The 21,382-nt window shown below is 71.5% G+C and carries 21 protein-coding genes, 1 pseudogene and 1 riboswitch; of the genes and pseudogenes, 10 read left to right on the top strand and 12 right to left on the bottom strand.

The features are described from left to right. Nucleotides 1-3: 3 nt before the first annotated feature. A complete protein-coding gene (locus Sri02f_RS07830; protein ID WP_109000362.1) occupies nucleotides 4-573 on the top strand; it encodes a hypothetical protein in 570 nt (189 codons plus the stop codon). A 52-nt stretch (nucleotides 574-625) separates the two neighbouring features. On the opposite strand, the gene Sri02f_RS07835 is transcribed toward Sri02f_RS07830, so the two are convergent. After that, on the bottom strand, nucleotides 626-1,753 hold the full coding sequence (locus tag Sri02f_RS07835; RefSeq protein ID WP_109000363.1) for an NADH:flavin oxidoreductase: 1,128 nt from the start codon (nucleotides 1,751-1,753) through the stop codon (nucleotides 626-628). Nucleotides 1,754-1,918: 165 nt separating this feature from the next. On the opposite strand from Sri02f_RS07835, the gene Sri02f_RS07840 reads away from it, so the two are divergent. Further along, nucleotides 1,919-2,587, top strand: a complete 669-nt coding sequence (locus tag Sri02f_RS07840) for a class I SAM-dependent methyltransferase (RefSeq protein WP_109000364.1) — start codon at nucleotides 1,919-1,921, stop codon at nucleotides 2,585-2,587. Here Sri02f_RS07840 and Sri02f_RS07845 read toward each other — a convergent pair. Next, nucleotides 2,572-2,802, bottom strand: a complete 231-nt coding sequence (locus Sri02f_RS07845) for a hypothetical protein (protein WP_159106675.1) — start codon at nucleotides 2,800-2,802, stop codon at nucleotides 2,572-2,574. The genes Sri02f_RS07840 and Sri02f_RS07845 overlap by 16 nt on opposite strands. Beyond that, on the bottom strand, nucleotides 2,799-3,026 hold the full coding sequence (locus Sri02f_RS07850; protein ID WP_109000366.1) for a hypothetical protein: 228 nt from the start codon (nucleotides 3,024-3,026) through the stop codon (nucleotides 2,799-2,801). Before Sri02f_RS07850 ends, Sri02f_RS07845 begins: the two co-directional genes overlap by 4 nt. Nucleotides 3,027-3,139: 113 nt before the next feature. Here Sri02f_RS07850 and Sri02f_RS07855 point away from each other — a divergent pair, with 113 nt between their 5' ends. From Sri02f_RS07855 to Sri02f_RS42585, 3 genes and pseudogenes are all read left to right on the top strand, one after another. Continuing rightward, complete coding sequence (locus Sri02f_RS07855; RefSeq protein ID WP_109000367.1) at nucleotides 3,140-3,979, top strand: helix-turn-helix domain-containing protein; 840 nt, start codon at nucleotides 3,140-3,142, stop codon at nucleotides 3,977-3,979. Then, nucleotides 3,963-4,160: a DUF397 domain-containing protein gene (locus tag Sri02f_RS07860; protein ID WP_109000368.1), complete on the top strand. Its 198-nt coding sequence runs from the start codon at nucleotides 3,963-3,965 to the stop codon at nucleotides 4,158-4,160. The genes Sri02f_RS07855 and Sri02f_RS07860 overlap by 17 nt, the downstream gene beginning before the upstream one ends. Before the next feature lie 276 nt (nucleotides 4,161-4,436). Then, a pseudogene (locus tag Sri02f_RS42585) lies at nucleotides 4,437-5,216 on the top strand (hypothetical protein); the annotation flags it as partial. A 104-nt stretch (nucleotides 5,217-5,320) separates the two neighbouring features. Here the strand turns inward: Sri02f_RS42585 and groL are convergent. The 4 genes from groL to thrC form a co-directional block, all read right to left on the bottom strand. Beyond that, nucleotides 5,321-6,943 carry a chaperonin GroEL gene (gene groL / locus Sri02f_RS07870; protein ID WP_069773839.1) on the bottom strand — a complete coding sequence of 541 codons (1,623 nt, stop codon included), beginning with the start codon at nucleotides 6,941-6,943 and terminating at the stop codon, nucleotides 5,321-5,323. A gap of 442 nt (nucleotides 6,944-7,385) precedes the next feature. Then, entirely contained in the window at nucleotides 7,386-7,592 is a 207-nt protein-coding gene (locus Sri02f_RS07875) for a cold-shock protein (RefSeq protein ID WP_007493268.1), read from the bottom strand. Between the two features lie 451 nt (nucleotides 7,593-8,043). Then, nucleotides 8,044-8,319 (bottom strand): ubiquitin-like small modifier protein 1, encoded by a 276-nt coding sequence (locus tag Sri02f_RS07880; RefSeq protein ID WP_069773840.1) that lies wholly within the window; start codon nucleotides 8,317-8,319, stop codon nucleotides 8,044-8,046. A gap of 133 nt (nucleotides 8,320-8,452) precedes the next feature. Further along, complete coding sequence (gene thrC / locus Sri02f_RS07885) at nucleotides 8,453-9,754, bottom strand: threonine synthase (protein WP_109000369.1); 1,302 nt, start codon at nucleotides 9,752-9,754, stop codon at nucleotides 8,453-8,455. 18 nt (nucleotides 9,755-9,772) lie between these two features. Beyond that, nucleotides 9,773-9,938, bottom strand: a riboswitch (SAM riboswitch). A 169-nt stretch (nucleotides 9,939-10,107) separates the two neighbouring features. On the opposite strand from thrC, the gene Sri02f_RS07890 reads away from it, so the two are divergent. Both Sri02f_RS07890 and Sri02f_RS07895 read left to right on the top strand, forming a co-directional pair. Beyond that, nucleotides 10,108-11,052: a glucosyl-3-phosphoglycerate synthase gene (locus tag Sri02f_RS07890; protein WP_109000370.1), complete on the top strand. Its 945-nt coding sequence runs from the start codon at nucleotides 10,108-10,110 to the stop codon at nucleotides 11,050-11,052. Nucleotides 11,053-11,116: 64 nt separating this feature from the next. Beyond that, on the top strand, nucleotides 11,117-12,532 hold the full coding sequence (locus tag Sri02f_RS07895) for an alpha,alpha-trehalose-phosphate synthase (UDP-forming) (RefSeq protein WP_109000371.1): 1,416 nt from the start codon (nucleotides 11,117-11,119) through the stop codon (nucleotides 12,530-12,532). On the opposite strand, the gene otsB is transcribed toward Sri02f_RS07895, so the two are convergent. The 3 genes from otsB to Sri02f_RS07910 are packed head-to-tail and all read right to left on the bottom strand — an operon-like array spanning nucleotide 12,520 to nucleotide 14,997. Next, nucleotides 12,520-13,464: a trehalose-phosphatase gene (otsB, locus tag Sri02f_RS07900; RefSeq protein WP_109000372.1), complete on the bottom strand. Its 945-nt coding sequence runs from the start codon at nucleotides 13,462-13,464 to the stop codon at nucleotides 12,520-12,522. The genes Sri02f_RS07895 and otsB overlap by 13 nt on opposite strands. Before the next feature lie 29 nt (nucleotides 13,465-13,493). Then, nucleotides 13,494-13,739, bottom strand: coding sequence for a DUF3263 domain-containing protein (locus tag Sri02f_RS07905; RefSeq protein WP_069770550.1), 246 nt, complete (start codon nucleotides 13,737-13,739; stop codon nucleotides 13,494-13,496). 34 nt (nucleotides 13,740-13,773) lie between these two features. Continuing rightward, nucleotides 13,774-14,997: an ABC transporter substrate-binding protein gene (locus Sri02f_RS07910; protein ID WP_109000477.1), complete on the bottom strand. Its 1,224-nt coding sequence runs from the start codon at nucleotides 14,995-14,997 to the stop codon at nucleotides 13,774-13,776. 185 nt (nucleotides 14,998-15,182) lie between these two features. Between Sri02f_RS07910 and Sri02f_RS07915 the strand changes: the two genes are divergently transcribed. The 3 genes from Sri02f_RS07915 (at nucleotide 15,183) to Sri02f_RS07925 (ending at nucleotide 18,433) form a co-directional block, all read left to right on the top strand. Further along, nucleotides 15,183-16,124 (top strand): ROK family protein, encoded by a 942-nt coding sequence (locus tag Sri02f_RS07915; protein ID WP_109000373.1) that lies wholly within the window; start codon nucleotides 15,183-15,185, stop codon nucleotides 16,122-16,124. A gap of 104 nt (nucleotides 16,125-16,228) precedes the next feature. Next, complete coding sequence (gene nagA, locus Sri02f_RS07920; RefSeq protein ID WP_109000478.1) at nucleotides 16,229-17,365, top strand: N-acetylglucosamine-6-phosphate deacetylase; 1,137 nt, start codon at nucleotides 16,229-16,231, stop codon at nucleotides 17,363-17,365. A gap of 138 nt (nucleotides 17,366-17,503) precedes the next feature. Then, nucleotides 17,504-18,433: a 1-phosphofructokinase family hexose kinase gene (locus Sri02f_RS07925; protein WP_109000374.1), complete on the top strand. Its 930-nt coding sequence runs from the start codon at nucleotides 17,504-17,506 to the stop codon at nucleotides 18,431-18,433. A gap of 8 nt (nucleotides 18,434-18,441) precedes the next feature. On the opposite strand, the gene Sri02f_RS07930 is transcribed toward Sri02f_RS07925, so the two are convergent. Beyond that, on the bottom strand, nucleotides 18,442-19,386 hold the full coding sequence (locus Sri02f_RS07930) for a CBM35 domain-containing protein (RefSeq protein ID WP_109000375.1): 945 nt from the start codon (nucleotides 19,384-19,386) through the stop codon (nucleotides 18,442-18,444). 147 nt (nucleotides 19,387-19,533) lie between these two features. Further along, entirely contained in the window at nucleotides 19,534-21,201 is a 1,668-nt protein-coding gene (gene cdgB / locus Sri02f_RS07935) for a diguanylate cyclase CdgB (RefSeq protein WP_109000376.1), read from the bottom strand. Nucleotides 21,202-21,382: the final 181 nt, after the last annotated feature.

Consider the following 21,382-nt stretch of genomic DNA (forward strand, 5'->3'; position numbering starts at 1 on the left):
GCCATGAACCACGCCCAGCTCACCGCTCTCGGTCGTGCCCTCCGGCTGCTCGGGGAGCACGGCGAGGCCCTGACCGCCGACACGCCCGACGCCCGGCTGCACGAGGTCAAGGCCGATCTGCGGCGGGCTCTGGAGCTGCTGGACGACAGCGTCGTCGGCGCCGCGCCCACCACCCGCTGCGCCGAGCACCCCAACGGTCCGGTCGACGAGGCGGCCCACGACCTGTGCCTACTGTGCGAGACACGCCGCCGGGCCGCCCGCCGCGCCGAGTTCAACGGGCCCGCCCCGCAGGCGCCGTACACCGCCCCCGCCCCGTCCCGGTACGGCGCCCGCGCCGACCGCCCGCAGCCCCAGCAGCGGTGGCTGGCGGAGCTGTGGACCGGCCAGGAGTGGCAGCTGTGCGGGACGCCCCGGCGGGACCGCCGCGAGGCGGAGCTGTACATCGCCGCCCTGCGCCGCGGCTCCCGGCCCGCGATGGCCTACCGGCTGGTGCACGAGTTCACCGACTACGAGGTGCTGCGCATCTGGGGCACCCCGGTGAAGGTCGACATCGAGCCCCTCGGCAACCTCTAGGGGCTGACCCGCGCGGGCGCCCGCTTCCCGGACCACACCCGCGAGTTGACGCTCAGCTGAGGCTCCGCAGGGCAGCGGCGTCGAAGGGCTTCAGCTCGTCGAAGCGCCCGGCGAGCACCTTGGCGGCCCACTCCGGGTCCTGAAGCAGCGCCCGCCCGACGGCCACCATGTCGAACTCGTCGCGCTCCAGCCGGTCGAGGAGGTCGTCGATGCCCTTGACCGGGGCGCCCTCGCCCGCGAAGCCCCTCAGGAACTCGCCGTCGAGACCGACCGAGCCGACCGTGATGGCGGGCTTTCCGGTGAGCTTCTTCGTCCAGCCCGCGAGGTTGAGGTCGGAGCCGTCGAACTCCGGGACCCAGTAGCGGCGGGTGGAGGCGTGGAAGGCGTCGACGCCGGCGGCGGCGAGCGGGGCGAGAACGGCCTCCAGCTCCTCGGGCGTCTCGGCGAGCCGCGCGTCGTACGCCTCCTGCTTCCACTGCGAGTAGCGGAAGATGACCGGGAACTCGGCCGAGACGGTCTCCCGGACGGCCGCGACGACCTCGGCCGCGAACTTCGCGCGGGCCACCGGGTCGCCGCCGTAGGCGTCGGTGCGGCGGTTGGTGCCGGCCCACAGGAACTGGTCGATCAGATAGCCGTGGGCGCCGTGGAGCTCCACGCCGTCGAAGCCGATGCGCTCGGCGGCGGCCGCGGCCTCGGCGAACGCGCCGATGACGTCGTCCAGGTCGCGCTGGGTCATGGCCTTTCCTGCGCCCTCGGTGCCGTCGACGCGGATACCGGAGGGGCCCACTGCGGGCGCGTCCGCGAAGGGCGGCTCGCCCTGCTTGCGCACCATCCCGATGTGCCACAGCTGCGGCACGATCGTCCCGCCGCCCGCGTGCACGGCCTCGGCGACCTTCGCCCAGCCCGCGAGCTGCTCCTCACCGTGGAACCGGGGCACCCGGTCGCTCTGCCCCGCGGACTCGTGCCCGACGTACGTCCCCTCGGTGACGATGAGACCGACACCGGCGGCGGCCCGGCGACCGTAGTACGACACGACGTCCTCGCCGGGGATGCCGTCCGGGGAGAACATGCGCGTCATGGGGGCCATGGCGATGCGGTTCGGGACGGTCAGTCCGTTGATGGAGACCGGCCGGGACAGGATCTCGGCGGCGCGGGAAGAGGCGGGCTGGGTGACGCTCACGTGGGGGACTCCTCAGATCGGTCGACCGACGGGTATGTGCACATGCATTGAGTGCCTCTCCCCTGGAACTCCCCGGGCCCCCATGCCATTCCGAGACCCGCAAGCCCGCCCCTGTGATCCCGGCCACGCGGCCCGGTTTCCGCACCGGGCCGCGAGAATGACGCCATGCCCGAACCCTCGCTGCTCTCCTCGCCCGACCTGGAACGTTCCTCCGTGGTCGCCAACAACACGATGAACCGCGAGCGCGGCCTCACCGGCGTGAACAGCTACGCCCGCGAACTGGGCATCGACGTCCTGGCGCACCTCGCCGGCCGCCCCGCACCCGCCTGGCTGGACCTGTGCAGCGGAGAGGGCAGCGCCCTGCGCGAGGCCGCAGCCGTCCTGCCCGCCGGGGCGGTCCTGACCGCCGTCGACCTGGTGGGCCCGCTCGTTCCCCGGCCCGTCCCGCCCGCCCTGGAGGAGATCGTCGCCTCCGTGTCCTCCTGGGCGCCGACCCGCACGTACGACCTCGTCACCTGCGTCCACGGCCTGCACTACGTCGGCGACCAGCTCGGTCTGCTCGCCCGCGCGGCGTCCTGGCTGACCGAGGACGGCCTGCTCGCCGCGCACTTCGACCCGGAGTCGATACGCCGTGCCGACGGGGCGACGGCCGCGAAGGCGGCGGTGTCGGCCCTGCGGACGGCGGGCTACGCGTACAGCTCCCGCCACCACCGGCTCACCCTCCGAGGCGGCCGGGCGGCAAGCCTCCCGTTCCACTACCTCGGCGCCGACCCGACCGCGGGCCCCAACTACACGGGCCAGCCCGCCGTCGCCTCCTACTACACCTCCCCCTGACCGACCGACTCCCGGGACCGGGCGTCACGGTTGAGCCGACGCACCCGCTCCCGCAGCACCTCGTCCGCGGACACCTCCCCCACGTCCTCCGGCGGACAGTCCCACTCCCGCCCGCCGCCCACCGGCCGCAGCACCACCGCACCCTCCGACCGCTCCATGACCTCGCCGATCCGGCCGGTGCGCGTGTCCAGGACGTACCTCACGCCTCGCCTCACGCCTCGCCTCCCGCCCGCCGCAGCACGGCCGCGATACGCGAGGCCACCCCGAGGTTGCAGCGACCCAGGTCCACCAGGGCGTACGGGTCTCCGTGCGCGCCCGACACCGGGTCGATCCGCAGCGACGGCAGGATGACCCCCGCCTCGCCGAGGGCGGCCCGCAACTGCTCGACGGCCTCCTGAGCCGTTCGCGCCGGCCGGTCGCCCGTCGTCGTCTCCACCATGCCCGTCCCTCCACGCTGAGTGTTCACGTTCACCACACAGCGTGGTCGCTCCGCTTCTAACCTGGCCAGAGTCGGCGTCCCAACAACCACGTCTGCAGGACAGGGGGTTGCCCGTGTCAGGCCCGAAGGACCTCGACCCGTCATCGTCGCCGCGCGCGCTGCTGGGCGCGGAGCTGCGCCACGCGCGCGAACGGAAGGGGCTCAGCCAGGCCGAGCTGGGCGAGCCGCTCTTCGTCAGCGGCTCGTTCATCGGCCAGCTGGAGGCAGGCACCCGGCGCATGCAGCTCGAATACGCCGTCCAGATAGACGAGATCCTGGACACGGGCGGCTTCTTCGAGCGGAACTGCCGGGCCCTGGCCAAGTCCAAGTACCCGGACCACTTCGTGGAGGCGGCGGAGGCGGAGGCGGTCGCCACGGTGATCAGGCACTATCTACCCCTGTTGATCCCGGGCTTGGTGCAGACCCCCGGTTACGCAGCGGCGCTGTTCCGCTCATATCGGCCGACCGTCGGTGACCGCGAGATCGATGAACTGGTCGCCATCCGGATGGAGCGCGCTCGCCTTCTCGACGATCCAACAAGCCCGTTGTTGTGGGTCGTCCTGGACGAGGCTGCGCTCCGGCGACCGGTCGGCGGCACGACGGTGATGGCGGACACTCTGCGCCATGTGGCGGCCCTGAGCCGTCGTCGACGGATCATTTTGCAGGTGCTGCCGTTCCACGCCGGGGCGCACGCGGGGATGGGAGGCTCCCTGAAGCTCATGGAGTTCGCAGACGCGCCGCCGCTCTGCTTCGTCGAAGGGCTGGACATGGGGAAGTTGGTGGACGACCCGGCCACGGTCGTTCGCCACACCCTGACGTTCAACCTCCTCCAGGCAGCCGCGCTTTCGCCCCAGGACTCGTTGGTCCTCATTGAGTCCGTGGCGCAGGATTACGAGCATGGAACCCAGCTCTGAACACGGAACGGCCTGGCACAAGTCCAGCTACAGCGCCGGCGACGGCGGTGACTGCCTCGAATTCGCCCCCGGCCACCCCACCCTCGTCCCCGTCCGGGACTCCAAGGTCCCCCTCGGCCCGAAGCTCGTGTTCCGGGTCGAGGCATGGTCCGCGTTCGTGGAGCACCTCAAGGGCAGCTGATCCGCACCGGCCGGAAGCTCAAGCACCCAGCCCCGAGCCCTCTTTGCAAGGAACGGGCGGGAGGGTCCCAACCCACCCTCCCACCCGGCGAGTTGACGCGGAGCGACCGACTTGCCACGGAAGGTCACCACGCTCTTAGCGTGCGCATACCGAAACAGCCCCCGCCGGTGCGCCAACACCTACGGGGGCTTGACCTACAAGATCGACAGGACTCGATCCGTGGCTGAAGCCAAGCTCAGTGCGACTCCCCTCCCCGCGCAGGCGTCCCCGCACCCGATGGCCAATCCGGGTTACGGAAAACGCACCGCGCCGGGCCAACTCCCCCGCACCCGTCACGATTTCGCGCACCTCCCACCCCGCGAGGCGGCCATCGCCGCGTACCTCGACCGCCTCCCCGACGGCACCGACATCTCGGTGAAGACGCTGGCCAAGCAGCTCCCGTACGGACAGTGCGCCCTGCGCACCGCCCTCAACCGCATCCAGCGGGCGGAGCATTTGAGGCGGGGCCGGGAACGGCTGGAAACGGCCTCGGGTGAATTCCGCTGGATCACCCGATCGTGGTTCACCCGTACCGCACGCGACGACAGCTGGTGGGCGAGCTTCACGCGGGGTGACGTCCCGGAGTCCGAACAGCCGCCGGAGCGGCCGCCCGACGCGGCCCCGACCCGTACCCGAGCCCACATCCTCCTGGCCGCCCTCGGCCGCGCGACCCCCGCCCTCTCCCTCTCCGCCGCCGACTGCGCGCAGCTCGCCCCGCTGGTGGAGGAGTGGTTCGCGCGAGGAGCCACGCAGGAGACGCTCCTCACCGCCCTCACCGCCGGTCTGCCCACGCCCGTCCACAGCCCGGCAGCCCTGCTCCGCCGCCGCCTGACGGACAAGCTCCCGCCGGAGCGCCCCGCCCCACCCCCTCCCCGCCGCCGGCTGGAGTGCACGGAGTGCGGGGTCTCCGGGCGTCCGGAAGCCCTCCCGGGGGGTGTGTGTCGCGGCTGCCGGGGCCAACATGCGCCTACGCGTCCTCATGCCCCTCTCCCCGCCGCGGCCGTTCGCGCTCGCGCGGATGGGAGTCCGGGGCGCACCCCGGAAACGCCCGAGGGCGGCACCCCCCGTTTCCGGGAAGTGCCGCCCTCGGTCGAAGGACAGGCGATCGGCCGTGAGGTCGATCAGAAGTCCATGTCACCGCCCGGCATGCCGCCGCCGGCGGGCGCGGACGCCTTCTCCGGCTTGTCGGCGATGACGGCCTCGGTGGTCAGGAACAGCGCGGCGATGGAGGCGGCGTTCTGCAGGGCAGAGCGCGTGACCTTCGCCGGGTCGATGATGCCTTCGGCGATCATGTCGACGTACTCGCCGGTCGCGGCGTTCAGGCCGTGGCCGACCTGGAGGTTGCGGACCTTCTCCACGACGACGCCACCCTCGAGACCACCGTTGACGGCGATCTGCTTGAGCGGGGCCTCCAGCGCGATGCGCACGGCGTTCGCGCCGGTCGCCTCGTCACCCTCGAGCTCCAGCTTCTCGAAGACGGCGGACGCCTGGATGAGCGCCACGCCACCACCGGCGACGATGCCCTCCTCGACGGCGGCCTTCGCGTTGCGGACGGCGTCCTCGATGCGGTGCTTGCGCTCCTTGAGCTCCACCTCGGTGGCGGCGCCGGCCTTGATGACCGCGACACCGCCGGCGAGCTTCGCCAGGCGCTCCTGCAGCTTCTCGCGGTCGTAGTCCGAGTCGCTGTTCTCGATCTCGGCGCGGATCTGGTTCACACGGCCCGCGACCTGGTCCGAGGAGCCGGAGCCGTCGACGATGGTCGTCTCGTCCTTGGTGATGACGACCTTGCGGGCCTTGCCGAGCAGGTCCAGGGAGGTGTTCTCGAGCTTGAGACCGACCTCCTCGGAGATGACCTCGCCGCCGGTGAGGATGGCGATGTCGTTCAGCATCGCCTTGCGGCGGTCGCCGAAGCCCGGAGCCTTGACCGCGACGGACTTGAAGGTGCCGCGGATCTTGTTGACGACCAGGGTCGACAGGGCCTCGCCCTCGACGTCCTCGGCGATGATCAGCAGCGGCTTGCCCGACTGCATGACCTTCTCCAGGAGCGGGAGCAGGTCCTTGACGTTCGCGATCTTGGAGTTCGCGATCAGGATGTACGGGTCGTCGAGGACGGCCTCCATACGCTCCATGTCGGTGGCGAAGTACGCCGAGATGTAGCCCTTGTCGAAGCGCATGCCCTCGGTGAGCTCGAGCTCCAGACCGAAGGTCTGGGACTCCTCGACCGTGATGACGCCTTCCTTGCCGACCTTGTCCATCGCCTCGGCGATGAGCTCGCCGATCTGGGTGTCGGCGGCGGAGATGGAGGCCGTGGAAGCGATCTGCTCCTTGGTCTCGACATCCTTGGCCTGCTCCAGCAGGGCGCCGGAGACGGCCTCGACGGCCTTCTCGATGCCGCGCTTGAGGGCCATCGGGTTGGCGCCGGCCGCGACGTTGCGCAGGCCTTCCTTGACCAGGGCCTGGGCCAGGACGGTCGCGGTCGTCGTGCCGTCACCGGCTACGTCGTCCGTCTTCTTCGCGACTTCCTTGACCAGCTCGGCGCCGATCTTCTCGTACGGGTCCTCGAGCTCGATCTCCTTGGCGATGGACACACCATCGTTGGTGATCGTGGGGGCGCCCCACTTCTTCTCGAGGACGACGTTGCGGCCCTTGGGGCCGAGCGTCACCTTCACGGCGTCCGCGAGCTGGTTCATGCCGCGCTCGAGGCCGCGCCGTGCCTCCTCGTCGAACGCGATGATCTTGGCCATGTGAAGTGGTCCTCCCGGACTGGGGTGGATTGCTCCGGACCGCGCTGGCGCCCGCGACGGACGGCTCGCCGGCCTCGTGGTTCCTTGCCCCACCTGGCCTGCGGGCCTCACCGACCCGGTCCTTAGTTGTCACTCTCACCTTCAGAGTGCTAACGCCAATGATTAGCACTCGACCCATGAGAGTGCAAGCGCCTCCGCGAGACCGGCGTCGTTCCGGACACCCGCGCGGCCGCCCGCGAGGGGGTCCCGCGGGCGCGTCACGGGCGCCTCGCGGGCACCGCGCGGGCGGCTTGCGGGCATCGCGCGGGCGGCTTGCGGGCATCGCGCGGGCGGTCCGCCCGGGAACGGGCGCCCGGCCCCGGGCAGGCCGAAGGGCTCGCACCCCCAGGAGGTGCGAGCCCTTCGACAATGAGAAGAACGACGCTGTCAGTCGGCGCGCGCTTCAGCCGGTCGCGAGACGGACCATGTCCGCCTGCGGCCCCTTCTGGCCCTGCGAGATCTCGAAATCGACCCGCTGACCCTCTTCCAGGGTGCGGTAGCCGTCCATCTGAATCGCGCTGTAGTGGACGAAAACATCCGCACCACCGTCGACCGCGATGAAGCCGTACCCCTTCTCCGCGTTGAACCACTTGACGGTGCCCTGAGCCATGCCTAACTCCCCTATTACTGGCCCTTGCACAGATCCACACTTCGCGGATCCGGGTCAGACCTCACCCCCCATTGGTTGGGGGCGTGCGCCGGAACGCGTCGACCGCGGCCGAATGTATCTGTCCAACTGCCCTCTGCAACAGGTCAGTCGGACGAGAATTCTGGACGCAAAGGATCCGGAATGTGGCGACAATTCGCCTGAATTCAGGGCAAGTCGGGCCCTGCAAAAGCCACAAAAGCCACGGAAGGAGCACGCACTTTGGCTACTTCTTGTCGGGCTCAAGGCAGAAATCAAAGGCTCCGGATCCGGTGATCCGGACCGGGTTCCCCAACTGTACCGCGCTCAACCACACTGAATTGCCCCCTCCGCTTCTATCGCGGAGAGGGCAATTCGATGAACACTCGGTAATCACTGTTACCGACGGTTACTACCGGCGGGTACTGACAAACGGTCAGCCACCGGCCACGGCGGGGATGATCGAAACGCCCGCGCCGTCCGGAGTGGCCGTCTCGAGGCCCTGCTCGAAACGGACGTCGTCGTCGTTCACGTACACGTTGACGAACCGGCGCAGCTTGCCCTGGTCGTCCAGGACGCGCGCGGCGATGCCGGTGTGGTTCTTCTCCAGATCGGAGATGACCTCGCCGAGCGTGGTCCCCTCGGCGGTGACCTCGGCCTTGCCGCCCGTGTAGGTGCGCAGGATGGTGGGGATGCGGACGTTGACGCTCATGGTGTGTGATCTCCGGTCAGATAGTCGGCCTCGGGGACGCGGGCCGCGTCGCCCGTGCGGCTGCCGCCGCCTGGGCGCGACCGGCCCGAACCGGCCCGCGGCGCGCTTACGGTCTCATGGCGGAGCCGCCCGCTCATGACGCGAGGCCGGCCTCTCGGAAGGAGTCGAGGTTCGGACGGATGGTCGCGGTCAGGCCGGTGCCGGCCACCGCGTCCAGGGTCTTGAGGCCGTCGCCCGTGTTGAGGACGACGGTCGTCCTGGTCGGGTCGAGGAGGCCGTTCTCGATCAGCTTGCGCGTCACCCCGACCGTGACCCCGCCGGCGGTCTCCGCGAAGATGCCCTCGGTCCGCGCCAGCAGCTTGATCGCGTCGACGATCTGCTCGTCGTTCACGTCCTCCACCGCGCCGCCGGTGCGCCGGGCGATGTCGAGGACGTAGGGGCCGTCCGCCGGGTTGCCGATGGCCAGCGACTTGGCGATGGTGTCCGGCTTCTGGGGGCGGACCACGTCGTGCCCGGCCTTGTAGGCGACGGACACCGGCGAGCAGCCCTCGGCCTGCGCGCCGAAGATCTTGTAGGGCTTGTCCTCGACGAGCCCGAGCTTGATCAGCTCCTGCAGCCCCTTGTCGATCTTCGTGAGCTGCGAGCCGGAGGCGATCGGCACGACCAGCTGGTCGGGAAGCCGCCACCCGAGCTGCTCGCAGATCTCGTACGCCAACGTCTTGGAACCCTCGGCGTAGTACGGCCGCAGGTTGACATTGACGAAGCCCCAGCCCTCGCCCGCCGGGTCGCCGATGAGCTCGGAGCAGAAGCGGTTGACGTCGTCGTAGTTGCCCTCGATGCCGACGAGCTCGCCGCCGTAGATCGCGGCCATGACGACCTTGCCCTGCTCCAGGTCGTGCGGGATGAACACGCAGGAGCGGAAGCCGGCGCGGGCGGCCGCGGCGCCCACCGCGCCGGCGAGGTTGCCGGTGGACGAGCAGGACAGGGTGGTGAAGCCGAAGGCGCGGGCGGCCTCGATGGCCTGGGCGACGACCCGGTCCTTGAAGGAGTGCGTCGGGTTGCCGGAGTCGTCCTTCACGAACAGCTTGCCGGCGTCGACGCCGAGCTCGCGGGCGAGGTTGTCGGCCTGCACGAGCTTGGTCCAGCCGGGGTTGATGTTCGGCTTGTCCGCCACGTCGGCCGGGACGGGCAGAAGCGGCGCGTAGCGCCAGATGTTCGCCGGTCCCGCCTCGATGCGCTTGCGCAGCTCCTCCGTGTCGTAGGAGGAGTAGTCGTACGCGATCTCGAGCGGGCCGAAACACTCCTCGCACGCGAAGACCGGGCCGAGGGGGACGCGGTGACCGCACTCGCGGCAGCTCAGCGCCGCGGCGGGACCGAGGTCCACGGAAGAGGTCGGCGTAGAGTCGGTGGTGCTTGCAACAGTCTGCGCAGCCATGTGAGGCGAGGCCCTTTCTCCTCATCTTCCTCACGACGCATCTCGCCGTGAGACGGATTTGGCACCTTCCCGAGCCGGGAGCCTCGCGGAACGGTCACCTGGTGGATCGGTGAGCGTCACGAGACCGGCTGGAGGGTTGCCGGGGCTTCATCGGGCCGTGTCCCTCTGCCCCTCTGGATGAGCGGTGTGAAGTTGTGAACGGGAGCGACCTCGGACATGCGATGGTCATCCGCGTTGTTCAAGACTGTAACCGAAGGCCAGGACAGTTGAGATAGTCGTCCGAACCGCGAGATGGATCACACGGTCACCTGCCGTGCACCGGGTGTGATCATGACAGTGAGGAGCCGTGGACTGTGCTGGAAGAAGTCGAGCGCTGGCTGGCCACCCGCTCCTGGTCGGTGACCGATCGCCCGCTGCACCGCGTCCTGGCCGCGAAGCGCGCCTCCCACCAGACGGTGTCCGTCGTCCTGCCCGCGCTGAACGAGGAGGAGACGGTCGGTGAGATCGTCGCGGTCATCCGTCACGACCTCATGCACCAGGTCCCGCTCGTCGACGAGATCGTCGTCGTCGACTCGGGGTCGACCGACCGCACGTCGGAGGTCGCCGCGGCGGCCGGCGCACGGGTCGTCCACCGGGACGACATCCTGCCGCGCATACCGGCGGCGCCCGGCAAGGGCGAGGTCCTGTGGCGCTCGCTGCTGGTCACCACCGGGGACATCGTCTGTTTCGTCGACGCCGACCTGCGGGAGTTCTCCTCCGACTTCGTCACCGGGATCGTCGGCCCGCTGCTCACCGACCCGGACGTGGACCTGGTCAAGGCCATGTACGACCGCCCGCTGCGCGGCGCCGCGGGCCAGGGCGGACGGGTCACCGAGCTGATGGCCCGGCCGCTGCTCAACATGCACTGGCCGCAGCTGGCCGGGTTCGTGCAGCCGCTCGGCGGCGAGTACGCGGCCCGCCGCGCCCTGCTGGAGCAGCTGCCCTTCCCCGTGGGCTACGGCGTGGAGCTCGGCATGCTGGTCGACGCCCTGCACCTGGTGGGTCTGGACGCCCTGGCCCAGGTGGACGTCGGGGTGCGCAAGCACCGCCACCAGGACGGCCAGGCCCTCGGCCGCATGGCGGCGGCCATCTACCGCACCGCTCAGCTCCGGCTGGCCCGCGGCCACCTGGTCCGTCCGGCCCTCACCCAGTTCGAGCGCGGCGCGGACGGCTTCGAGCCGCGCACCTACTCCGTGGACACCGAGGAACGCCCGCCGATGACGCAGATCGCCGAGTACGCGACCCGCAGGGTGGCCTGATCCACACCCGGACCCGCTCCGTGCGAACGTTTGGGCGTTTCGAGGCCGGGCTAGGTTGAGGCGTATGGCTACCACGCACGAATCGGCTGCTCGGGGTACTGCTCAGGTACTGGTCGCGTCCAATCGCGGCCCGGTCTCCTACGAGGTGCGCGAGGACGGCTCGCTGCACGCGAAACGCGGTGGAGGCGGGCTGGTCTCCGGCCTGTCGGCCATCGGCCCGGACGCGGGCGCCCTCTGGGTGTGCTCCGCGCTCACCGACGGCGACCGGGAGGCCGTCGCGCGCGGGGTCGGCGAGGAGGGGGTGCGGATGCTGCCCGTTCCGGCCGACGTGCACGCCGACGCCTACAACGGCATCGCCAACTCGGTGCTGTGGTTCGTCCACCACCTGCTCTACCAGACGCCGCTGGAGCCGGTCTTCGACGCGGAGTTCCGCCGCCAGTGGGCGGCCTACGAGACGTACAACCGGGCGTTCGCGCAGGCGCTGGCCCAGGAGGCGGCGCAGGGAGCGGCGGTCCTGGTCCAGGACTACCACCTGTGTCTGGTCCCCGGAATGCTCCGTGAGCTCCGTCCCGACCTGCGCATCAGCCACTTCTCGCACACGCCCTGGGCGCCGGTGGACTACTTCGGCCTGCTGCCCGACGACATCCGCGAACAGCTGCTGACGGGCATGCTCGGCGCGGACCGCCTGGGCTTCCTCACCCGTCGCTGGGCGGACGCGTTCAGCGCGTGCTGCACCGAGTTCGCCGGGGGCACGGGCAAGACGCGGGTGGGCGTGCACGGCCTGGGCGCGGACGGGGAGTTCCTGCGGGAGCGCTCGCACCGGCCGGACGTCGAGGAGCGCATGGCGGCCCTGCGCGCGGAGATCGGCGAGGGACGCAAGGCGATCGTCCGCGTCGACCGCACGGAACTGTCCAAGAACATCGTGCGCGGGCTGCTGGCCTACCGGCAGCTGCTCGACGACCACCCGGAGTGGCGCGAGCGGGTGGTGCACGTGGCCTTCGCCTATCCCTCGCGCCAGGACCTGGCCGTCTACCGGGACTACATGGCCGAGGTGCAGCGGGTGACCCAGGAGATCAACTCCGCCTACGGCACCCCGGACTGGACCCCGGTCCTGCTGAACCTCAAGGACGACTTCGCCCGCTCGCTGGCCGCTTACCGGCTGGCCGACGTGGCGCTGGTCAATCCGATCCGCGACGGCATGAACCTGGTCGCCAAGGAGGTCCCGGTCGTCTCCGACGAGGGCTGTGCGCTGGTCCTGTCCCGGGAGGCCGGGGCGTACTGGGAGCTGCGCGACGACGCGATCGTGGTCAACCCCTACGACGTCCTGGAGACCGCCCGGGCCCTGCACGAGGGGCTGACGATGAAGCCGCAGGAGCGGGCCGAGCGCACCGGACGTCTGTCGGCGGCCGCGACCGCGCTCCCCCCGGCCCGCTGGTTCCTGGACCAGCTGAACGCCCTGCGCGAGCCTCAGCCCAGCTGAGCGGCGAGGGCCCGCAGCAGCTCCACGACCCCGCCCGGTCCGTCCACGACGAGGTCGGCGCGTTCCGCCAGCTCGGTGACCTCGGCGCTGCCGCTGCACACCAGCAGGCCGGGGACGCCGTCGGCGCGGAGTTTCTCCACGGCGGCGAAGGCGGGCAGGTCGCCGAGGTCGTCGCCGGCGTAGAGGACCGAGCCGGCGCCGGTCTCGCGGACGTGCTCCAGCAGCGCCACGCCCTTGTCCATGCCGGGCGGGCGCAGTTCCAGGACCATGCGGCCGGGCTCGACGATCAGGCCGTTCCGGGTCGCGAGGTCGGTCAGGGGGGCGCGCAGGGCCTCGAAGGCGGCCTGGGGGTCGTCGGCGCGGCGGGTGTGGACGGCGACGGCGCGGCCGCCCTTCTCCTCGATCCAGATCCCCGGCCGGTCGCCGGCCGCCGCCAGGACGGCGGGGAGCTCGGCGCGCACGGCGGCCACTCCCGGGTGCGGGGCGGGGGCGCTCAGCGCGCCGGTGCCGGCGTCCCAGCGTTCGGCGCCGTAGTGGCCGAGGACGGCGAGGTGCGCCAGCCCCTCGACCCCGGCGAAGCCGCCGTGCCGCACGGCGACCTCGGCGGGCCGCCCGGTGATCACGGCCACCCCGGCGATCCTCGGCGCGAGGGCCGCGAGCGCGGGGACGGCGCCGGGATGGGCCCGGGCGTCCTCGGGGTTCTCGACGATCGGCGCGAGGGTGCCGTCGAAGTCGAGGGCGACCAGGGCGGCCGACGGCCGTGCCACGATCGCGTCGAGCGCGGTGCGGCCCGCCGCGGTGGCGGGAACGGGAAGAGGCGGGGATCCGGGGGGAGGGGATCCGGGGGGAGGGGATCCGGGGGGAGGGGATCCGGGGGGAGGGGATCCGGGTGCCGTGGAGTGCGTCCCGTGGTGCGTCTCTTGGGTGCCCATACGGCGACCATAGCCAACGGGCGGCCCGGCTACCGCTCCGCCCGCCGCGCTTCGCGCACCCTGCGCAGCCTGTTCACGGTGACCGGGTCGTGGGCCAGCGCCCGGGGATCGTCGAGCAGGGCGTTGAGGAGCTGGTAGTAGCGGACCGGGGACAGGTCCAGCTCCTCGCGTATCGCCCGTTCCTTCGCGCCGGGTCCGGGAAAGCCGCGCCGCTCCAGGGCGAGGACGCCCCGCTCCCGCGCCCCCAGCCCGTCCGTGTCCGCTCGCCGCTCCATGCCCGCACGGTAGCGCCCCGCACCGACATCCGGCTCACTCGCCGGCGGCGGTCTCCTCCGTCGTGGCCGTCGTCTGCAGCGCGCCCAGCACGTCGGCCGGCTTGCCGTCGGCGGCCACGGCCCTGCCGATGCGCTTCTTGATCTCCGCACTGACCTTCGCCCACGAGGTCCGTCCGACGGGGTAGCTCTCGGACAGCGGGAGCTCCTCCAGGAACGGCTGGAGGTCGGCGTCCTGCGGGGCCGCCCCCATCACCAGGGAGGCGGAGGTGGTGACGGGCAGCAGGTCGTACTCGCGCGAGAAGGCGAGGACGTTCTTCTCGCTGTAGACGAAGTCGAGGAAGTCGCCGATCTGCTCGCCGTGCCCGTTCTGCTTGAAGGCGGTCATCCAGTCGGCGACGCCCAGCGAGCTCTTGCTCGGGCCGTCGCGACCGGGCATCGGCACCATGCCGAACTTCACGCCCTTGCTCTCGGCCGCCTTCATCAGCGAGGGATGCCCGTTGAGCATGCCCACGTCGCCTGCGGTGAACGCGGAGAACGCGGCGGCCCGGTTCAGCTTGCCGGGGGCCACCGGCCCGGTGAGGCCCTTGCCGACCAGCTCGTCCTTCAGCCAGTCGAAGGTGTCGACGTTCTCGGCGGAGTCGAGGCTGTAGCTGCTGACGGTCTGGTTGTAGCCGCCCCCGCCGCTGAGCAGCCACTGCAGGGTCTCGGCCTGCGCCTCCTCGGGCCCCAGCGGCAGCGCGTACGGGTACTTCACGCCCTTCGCCTTGAGCGCCTTGGCGTCCGTGGCCAGCTCGGCCCAGGTGGTCGGCGGGGTGAGGCCGGCCCGGGCGAAGAGGGTCTTGTTGTAGAACAGCAGCCGCGTGGAGGAGGCGAACGGCATGCCGTACTGCACGCCGCGCACCTTGCCCGCGTCGGCGAGCCGGGGCACGAAGTCGGCCTCGACGGGGATGGAGACCACGTCGCCGACCTTGTAGAGCCGGTCGGCCGCCGCGTAGTCCGCGTACGCGCCGATCTGCGCCATGTCGGGGGCGTCGCCCTTGTCGACCATGGCCTTGACCTTGGCGTCGACGTCGTTCCAGGAGTACACCGTGACGTCGACGGTGACGCCCGGGTGATCCTTCTCGTACGCCTTGACGAGCTGGTCCCAGTACTTCTTGGAGCTGTTGGCGCCGCTGTCGCCGTAGTCGGCGGCGACGAGTCTCAGGGTGACGTCGTCGGAGCCTCCGGTCAGTCCGCAGCCGGCGAGGACCGCCGCCATGCCGAGGGCGGACGCCGCCGCGATCGTCCCTGACTTTCGTGCCCGCTGCACCGAACCGCTCCTCGTGACCGTCTGTATGGACAGAGCAATTGATTGCTCATACCAATGGATCCGTTATCCGGAGTAAGGTCTACACCACGCAAGTGGACTAGACCTCTTGCGGGTCCTCGGGCCACACTGTTCCCGTGAGACATGTCATCGCCCTGGACGTGGGCGGCACCGGGATGAAGGCCGCCCTCGTCGGCGCGGACGGCGCCCTGCTGCACCGCGCCCGCCGAACCACCGGCCGCGAGCACGGCCCCGACGCCGTGGTCGACGCCATCCTCGACTTCGCCGCCGACCTGCGCGAACACGGCGTCGAGCAATACGGCGAACCCGCAGCGGCGGCCGGCGTCGCCGTCCCCGGCATCGTCGACGAGGCGAACGGCGTCGCCGTCTACGCGGCCAACCTGGGCTGGCGGGACGTCCCCCTGCGCGCACGGCTCGCCGAACGCCTCGGCGTTCCCGTCGCCCTCGGCCACGACGTGCGCACCGGCGGCCTCGCCGAGGGCCGGATCGGCGCGGGCCGGGGCGCCGACCGGTTCCTGTTCGTGGCCCTGGGCACCGGCATCGCCGGCGCGATCGGCGTCGACGGCCGGGTGGAGGCGGGCGCGCACGGCTTCGCCGGCGAGATCGGCCACGTCGTCGTACGCCCCGGCGGAACCCCGTGCCCGTGCGGGCAGCACGGCTGCCTGGAGCGGTACGCGTCGGCGGCCGCCGTCGGCGAGGCATGGGCGGCGGCGAGCGGCGACCCGGACGCGGACGCCGCGCACTGCGCGAAGGCCGTGGCCGCCGACGACCCCGACGCCGTCCGGGTCTGGCAGCGGGCCGTGGACGCCCTCGCCGACGGCCTGATCACCGCCGTCACCCTGCTGGACCCGCGCACGCTCGTCATCGGCGGCGGGCTCGCGCAGGCCGGGGAAACCCTGTTCACGCCGCTGCGCGAAGCGGTCCGCCGACGGGTGACCTTCCAGAGACTTCCGGAGATCGTCCCCGCGGCCCTGGGCGACAGCGCCGGCTGCCTGGGCGCGGGCCTGCTCGCCCGGGATCTCATCGACTCGACCGACCGTACGGAGGTAACCCCCTGATGGCCACCCCCCTAGGGGCGCGGGACGCGACACCGAGCGGCCCCGCCGCGAGCACGCGACCGGCCACCACGCACCCGCTGCCCTCGACCGGCGCACGCAGGCAGGTGCTGACCGGCGCCCGGGTGGTGCTCCCCACCGGCACCGTGGCCGCCGGCCGCGTGGCGATCGACGGCACGAAGATCGCCGCCGAGGCCCCGCACGGGGACCCGCGAGGAACCCTCGTCGACGTCTCCGGCCACTGGCTGGTGCCCGGCTTCGTCGACCTGCACAACCACGGCGGCGGCGGAGCCTCCTTCTCCGGCTCGGCGCAGGACGTCCAGAAGGCCGTCCACACCCACCGTCTGCACGGCACCACCACCCTCGTCGCCTCGACCGTCACCGACGACATGGACGTCCTCGTCCGCCAGGCCGGCCTGCTGAGCGAGCTGGCCGAACAGGGCGACCTGGCCGGCATCCACTTCGAGGGCCCGTTCATCTCCCCGTGCCGCAAGGGCGCGCACTCCGAGGCGCTGCTGCGCGACCCGGACCCGGCCGAGGTCCGCAAGCTGATCGACGCGGCGCGCGGCCAGGCCAGGATGCTCACGCTGGCGACGGAACTCCCCGGCGGCCTGGACTCCGTACGTCTGCTCGCCGAACACGGCGTGATCGCCGCCGTCGGGCACACGGACGCCACGTACGAGCAGACCGTTCAGGCCATCGAGGCGGGAGCCACCGTCGCCACCCACCTCTTCAACGCGATGCCGCCCCTCGGGCATCGCGCCCCCGGGCCGATCGCCGCCCTGCTGGAGGACGAGCGGGTGACCGTCGAGCTCATCAACGACGGCACCCATCTGCACCCGGCCGCCCTGGAACTGGCGTTCCGTCACGCGGGCCCGGGCCGGGTCGCGTTCATCACCGACGCCATGGACGCCGCTGGCATCGGCGACGGCCGCTATCTGCTCGGCCCGCTGGAGGTCGAGGTCAGCGAGGGCGTGGCCCGCCTCGTGGAGGGCGGCTCGATCGCCGGCTCCACCCTCACCCTGGACCGCGCCTTCCAGCGCGCGGTGACGATCGACCGCATCCCGGTCGAGGACGTGGTCGCGGCCCTGTCCGCCAACCCGGCGCGCCTGCTGGGCATCGACGACAGGGTCGGCTCCCTGGAGCCCGGCAAGGACGCCGACCTGGTCCTGCTGGACGAGGACTTCGAGGTCAAGGGCGTGATGCGCCAGGGGGTTTGGGTGGTGGATCCCCAACTGGCCTGAAACGTCCGCCCGCACCGGGACGGTGGCCGACCCGAGTACTGGGCCGGTCGCCGTCTCTTTGGCATGATCAGGCCTCCGGAATCGCGAAGACGGCGGATCCGAGCCCTGCACCCGTGCCCGTCGAGGGAGGTCGGCCCAGTGATCCTCACCGTCACCCTGAACACCGCTCTCGACCTCACGTATCACGTGCCCGCCCTGCGGCCGCACGCCTCGCACCGGGTGACCGACGTACGGGAGCGGCCCGGCGGCAAGGGGCTGAACGTCGCCCGGGTGCTGGCCGCCCTCGGCCACGAGGTGACGGTGACCGGCTTCACGGGCGGCGCCACCGGCCGGCGCGTGCAGGAACTGCTCGCCGACACCGCCGGGGTGGCGGACGCGCTCGTGCCCGTCGCCGGGGCGACCCGCCGCACGATCGCCGTCGTCGACGCCGGCGCGGGCGACGCCACCCAGCTCAACGAACCCGGCCCGGTCGTCGCGCCGGCCGAGTGGTCCGCCTTCCAGGAGGCGTACGAGGGGCTGCTCGCCGACGCCGACGCGGTGGCCCTGTGCGGCAGTCTGCCGCCGGGGGTGCCGGTGGGCGCGTACGCGCTCCTGGTCCGCACGGCACGGGCCGCGGGCGTCCCCGTACTGCTCGACACGAGCGGCGAGCCGTTGCGCCGCGGGGTCGCCGCCCGCCCGGACATCGTCAAACCGAACGCCGACGAACTGGCCGAACTGACCGGCTCCCACGAGCCGTTGCGCGCGACCCAGGACGCCCGAAGGCGCGGGGCCCGGTCGGTGGTGGCCTCACTCGGCGCCGACGGCCTGGTCGCGGCGACCCCGGAGGGCCGCTGGCGCGCCACCCCGCCGGCCCGTGTCCGCGGCAACCCCACGGGCGCCGGCGACTCGGTGTGCGCGGGCCTGCTGTCGGGCCTGGTCGAACGCCTCCCCTGGCCGGACCGCCTGACCCGCGCGACAGCCCTGTCCGCGGCGACGGTCCCGACCCCGACAGCCGGCGAGTTCGACCGGGCGGCCTACGGGGAACTGGTGGGCCGGATCGCGGTGACCGGAGACGTCACCGCGGCCTGAACCGGGGCTCAGGAGTTGACGAGGTACACCTGGTCGAGGTTCGCGTCGCACTGATTGCCTTCGTTGCAGGCGATCTCGATAATGTTGGTGCCCTTGTTCAGATTGACGTTGGCCCAGGTCTCCTGCCAGCCCCGCTCCAAGTCTCCCTGGGGGGACTTGGCGAAGTTCTTCATGTTCAGGGCCTGCGCATTCGCGGTTCCGTTGACCACCAGAGTGGCGTTGGCGTCCACACCAGGGATGCCGTAGCGCACGTACAGGCGGTACGTGCCCTTCTTATCGATCCCGTTGACCGTCCAGGTGACCTTGGCGCCCACGTGGTTGAAGCCCGTCACGTAGATCCCGCCGGCAGCCTTGGCTCCCTTGACATCGGAAGAGGTGGTGAGACCGTCTCCCAAGTTCAGCGCCTTCGCGTCGGCCTTCGGCAGCTCGTCCTTGCTCTCGTCGTCGGAGGCCGACGGGCTGGGCGAAGGGCTTCCGGACGCGGCGGCCGAGGACGACGGCTGGCCGCCCGCCTTGTCGTCCTTCTGGTCGTCGCCGCCCGCCATGGCCACCGCGATGCCGATCACGACCGCGGCGACCACCGCGACCGCGCCGATCAGCAGGCCCTTGGTGTTGGGGCCTCGACCGCGGCCGCCGCCGTTCTGCACGGGCTGCCGGCCGGTGGAGGGGCCGCCGCCGCCGAAGTTCTCGGGCGCGGCGTAGTGCGCATTCGGCCGGCCGTACGCGCCCTGCTGCTGCGGGACCGTCGGCGGCTGCCCGTACTGCGCGGTCTGCTGCTGCGACTGCTGTCCGTTGCGGCGCTCGCCGACCGCGCGCACCCGGCTGACCGAGTTCGGGTAGCCGTAGCCGCCGCCGGAGGGCGGCTGCGCGCCGTTGGCCTGGCCGTCGGCGTAGAGGTAGCCGAACGGGTCGTCGTCCTCGGGCGTGCTCGCGCCGTTATTGCCGGGCGTCATCCCTTCGTACTCCTCAACAGTGCGGGGCGGATGCAACACGCGTACGCGGATCCATACGTGTGGGAACTGCGAGCCTACCCGGTCCGCACCCCCCGAACGGGTGACTCGGATCGCAACGGCAGGAGGGCGGGGCGGCTGACCTGGTGATCATCCCGCTCGTCTGTGCTGTTTGGGACGAGATCGTTTCTCGACGTACATGCGCTCGTCGGCGGACTTCAGCACTTCGTCCGCGGTCATCCCGCATTGTGCCCAGCCGATGCCGAAACTGGCGCCCACCCGCACGGCCCGGCCCTCGGCGCGGATCGGCTGGATGATCTCGTTGCGCAGCCGGACGGCGAGGTCGGCGGCGTCGGCGCGGCCGAGGCCGTCGGCGAGAATCACGAACTCGTCGCCGCCGAGCCGGGCGACCGTGTCGCCGTCGCGGACCTGGCGCGAGAGCCGGCGGGCGACCTCGATGAGGACCGCGTCGCCCGCGTTGTGCCCGAAGCGGTCGTTGATCGACTTGAAGCCGTCGAGGTCGCAGAAGAGGACCGCGAGCCCCTTGGCGCCGTCGTCGCGGCCGTCCTCGGGGGCGGCGGTGTGCACATGGTGGTCGTAGCCGTCGAAGGTTTCCGCGCCGCCGGGCCGGTAGTCGAAGCCGTGGCCGTTGGCGTCGAAGGCGGCGTGGCCGTAGGCCGAGTCCATGGCGTCGACGGCCGCGGGGTGGGTGGACAGAGGGCGCTGGCAGAGCCGGGCGGACAGACGCGAGCGCAGTTCCGCGGAGTTCGGCAGGCCGGTGAGGGAGTCGTGCGAGGCGCGGTGGGCGAGCTGGAGCTCGCGGCGCTTGCGGTCCTCTATGTCCTCGACGTGGGTGAGGAGGAAGCGCGGCCCGTCGGCGGCGTCGGCGACCACGGAGTTGCGCAGGCTGACCCAGAGGTAGGTGCCGTCCCGGCGGCCGAGGCGGAGTTCGGCGCGCCCGCCCTCCGCCGAGGTGCGCAGCAGGGTGCCTATGTCCTCGGGGTGGACGAGGTCGGAGAACGAGTAGCGGCGCATCGCGGAGGCGGGGCGGCCCAGCAGGCGGCAGAGGGCGTCGTTGGTGCGGAGTATGCGCCCGTGCTGGTCGCCGCCCATCTCGGCTATCGCCATGCCGGAGGGGGCGTACTCGAAGGCCTGCCGGAAGGATTCCTCACTGGCGCGCAGGGCCTGCTGCTCGCGTTCGAGCCTGACCAGTGCCCGCTGCATGTTGGCACGTAGACGCGCGTTGCTGATCGCGATGGCGGCCTGGAAGGTGTACATCTGGAGCGCTTCGCGTCCCCATGCGCCCGGCCGACGACCGTTGCGCGGCCGGTCCACGGACAGGACGCCGATCAGTTCGCCGCAGGCGCCGCCGCTGCCGGGGGCGGCGGGCGTGTACATGGGGGCGAAGAGCCGGTCCGAGGGGTGCCACTCGTCCTCGAAGCGGGGCGCGGGCCCGTCGGTGTACCACTGCGGGACGTCGTCGTCGTCGAGGACCCAGCCCTCGGTGTGGGGTATGAAGATGAGGTCGCCCCAGGTCTCGCCCATGGCGAGGCGGCGCTCCCAGGAGTCGCGCGAGCCGACCCGGCCCGTGATGAGGGCCTCGGCGGCCGGATTGCCGGAGAAGGCGGCGACCACGAGATCGCCGTCGGGACGCACGAGGTTGACGCAGGCCAGCTCGTACCCGAGTGCCGTGACCACGCCGTCGGCGACGGTCTGCAGTGTGTCGGCCAGGCTGCGGGCCGTGTTCATGTCGGCCATGACCTGGTGCAGCTGTCGCAGGGACGCAAGACGGACGTAAGGCTCCGACTCGGTCTCCATGTGTTTCGCCCTCCCCCCGAGACTTCGCAGCGAATCAAGGGTTGTCTTCGGCGCAACGTCGTTTCTGGTGCTCTGTTGTCGGTGTGTGTCTCCTTGTGACGCCTCCGCCACTGAATCACAGCGCGCTGCTCACTCGGTACACAGGGTCAACAATTAATGCGTCTTGTGACTCAAGTCACAG

Source organism: Streptomyces rishiriensis (genome assembly GCF_003112535.1).
GTDB classification, from domain to species: domain Bacteria; phylum Actinomycetota; class Actinomycetes; order Streptomycetales; family Streptomycetaceae; genus Streptomyces; species Streptomyces rishiriensis.

What these genes read in the sequence shown, in the direction of transcription:
- Sri02f_RS07830 (WP_109000362.1), top strand. Translation starts at nt 4, where the DNA reads ATGAACCACGCCCAGCTCACCGCTCTCGGTCGTGCCCTCCGGCTGCTC.
- Sri02f_RS07840 (WP_109000364.1), top strand. Translation starts at nt 1,919, where the DNA reads ATGCCCGAACCCTCGCTGCTCTCCTCGCCCGACCTGGAACGTTCCTCC.
- Sri02f_RS07850 (WP_109000366.1), bottom strand. Translation starts at nt 3,026, where the DNA reads ATGGTGGAGACGACGACGGGCGACCGGCCGGCGCGAACGGCTCAGGAG.
- Sri02f_RS07860 (WP_109000368.1), top strand. Translation starts at nt 3,963, where the DNA reads ATGGAACCCAGCTCTGAACACGGAACGGCCTGGCACAAGTCCAGCTAC.
- groL (WP_069773839.1), bottom strand. Translation starts at nt 6,943, where the DNA reads ATGGCCAAGATCATCGCGTTCGACGAGGAGGCACGGCGCGGCCTCGAG.
- Sri02f_RS07875 (WP_007493268.1), bottom strand. Translation starts at nt 7,592, where the DNA reads ATGGCTCAGGGCACCGTCAAGTGGTTCAACGCGGAGAAGGGGTACGGC.
- Sri02f_RS07880 (WP_069773840.1), bottom strand. Translation starts at nt 8,319, where the DNA reads ATGAGCGTCAACGTCCGCATCCCCACCATCCTGCGCACCTACACGGGC.
- thrC (WP_109000369.1), bottom strand. Translation starts at nt 9,754, where the DNA reads ATGGCTGCGCAGACTGTTGCAAGCACCACCGACTCTACGCCGACCTCT.
- Sri02f_RS07895 (WP_109000371.1), top strand. Translation starts at nt 11,117, where the DNA reads ATGGCTACCACGCACGAATCGGCTGCTCGGGGTACTGCTCAGGTACTG.
- otsB (WP_109000372.1), bottom strand. Translation starts at nt 13,464, where the DNA reads ATGGGCACCCAAGAGACGCACCACGGGACGCACTCCACGGCACCCGGA.
- Sri02f_RS07905 (WP_069770550.1), bottom strand. Translation starts at nt 13,739, where the DNA reads ATGGAGCGGCGAGCGGACACGGACGGGCTGGGGGCGCGGGAGCGGGGC.
- Sri02f_RS07910 (WP_109000477.1), bottom strand. Translation starts at nt 14,997, where the DNA reads ATGGCGGCGGTCCTCGCCGGCTGCGGACTGACCGGAGGCTCCGACGAC.
- Sri02f_RS07930 (WP_109000375.1), bottom strand. Translation starts at nt 19,386, where the DNA reads ATGACGCCCGGCAATAACGGCGCGAGCACGCCCGAGGACGACGACCCG.
- cdgB (WP_109000376.1), bottom strand. Translation starts at nt 21,201, where the DNA reads ATGGAGACCGAGTCGGAGCCTTACGTCCGTCTTGCGTCCCTGCGACAG.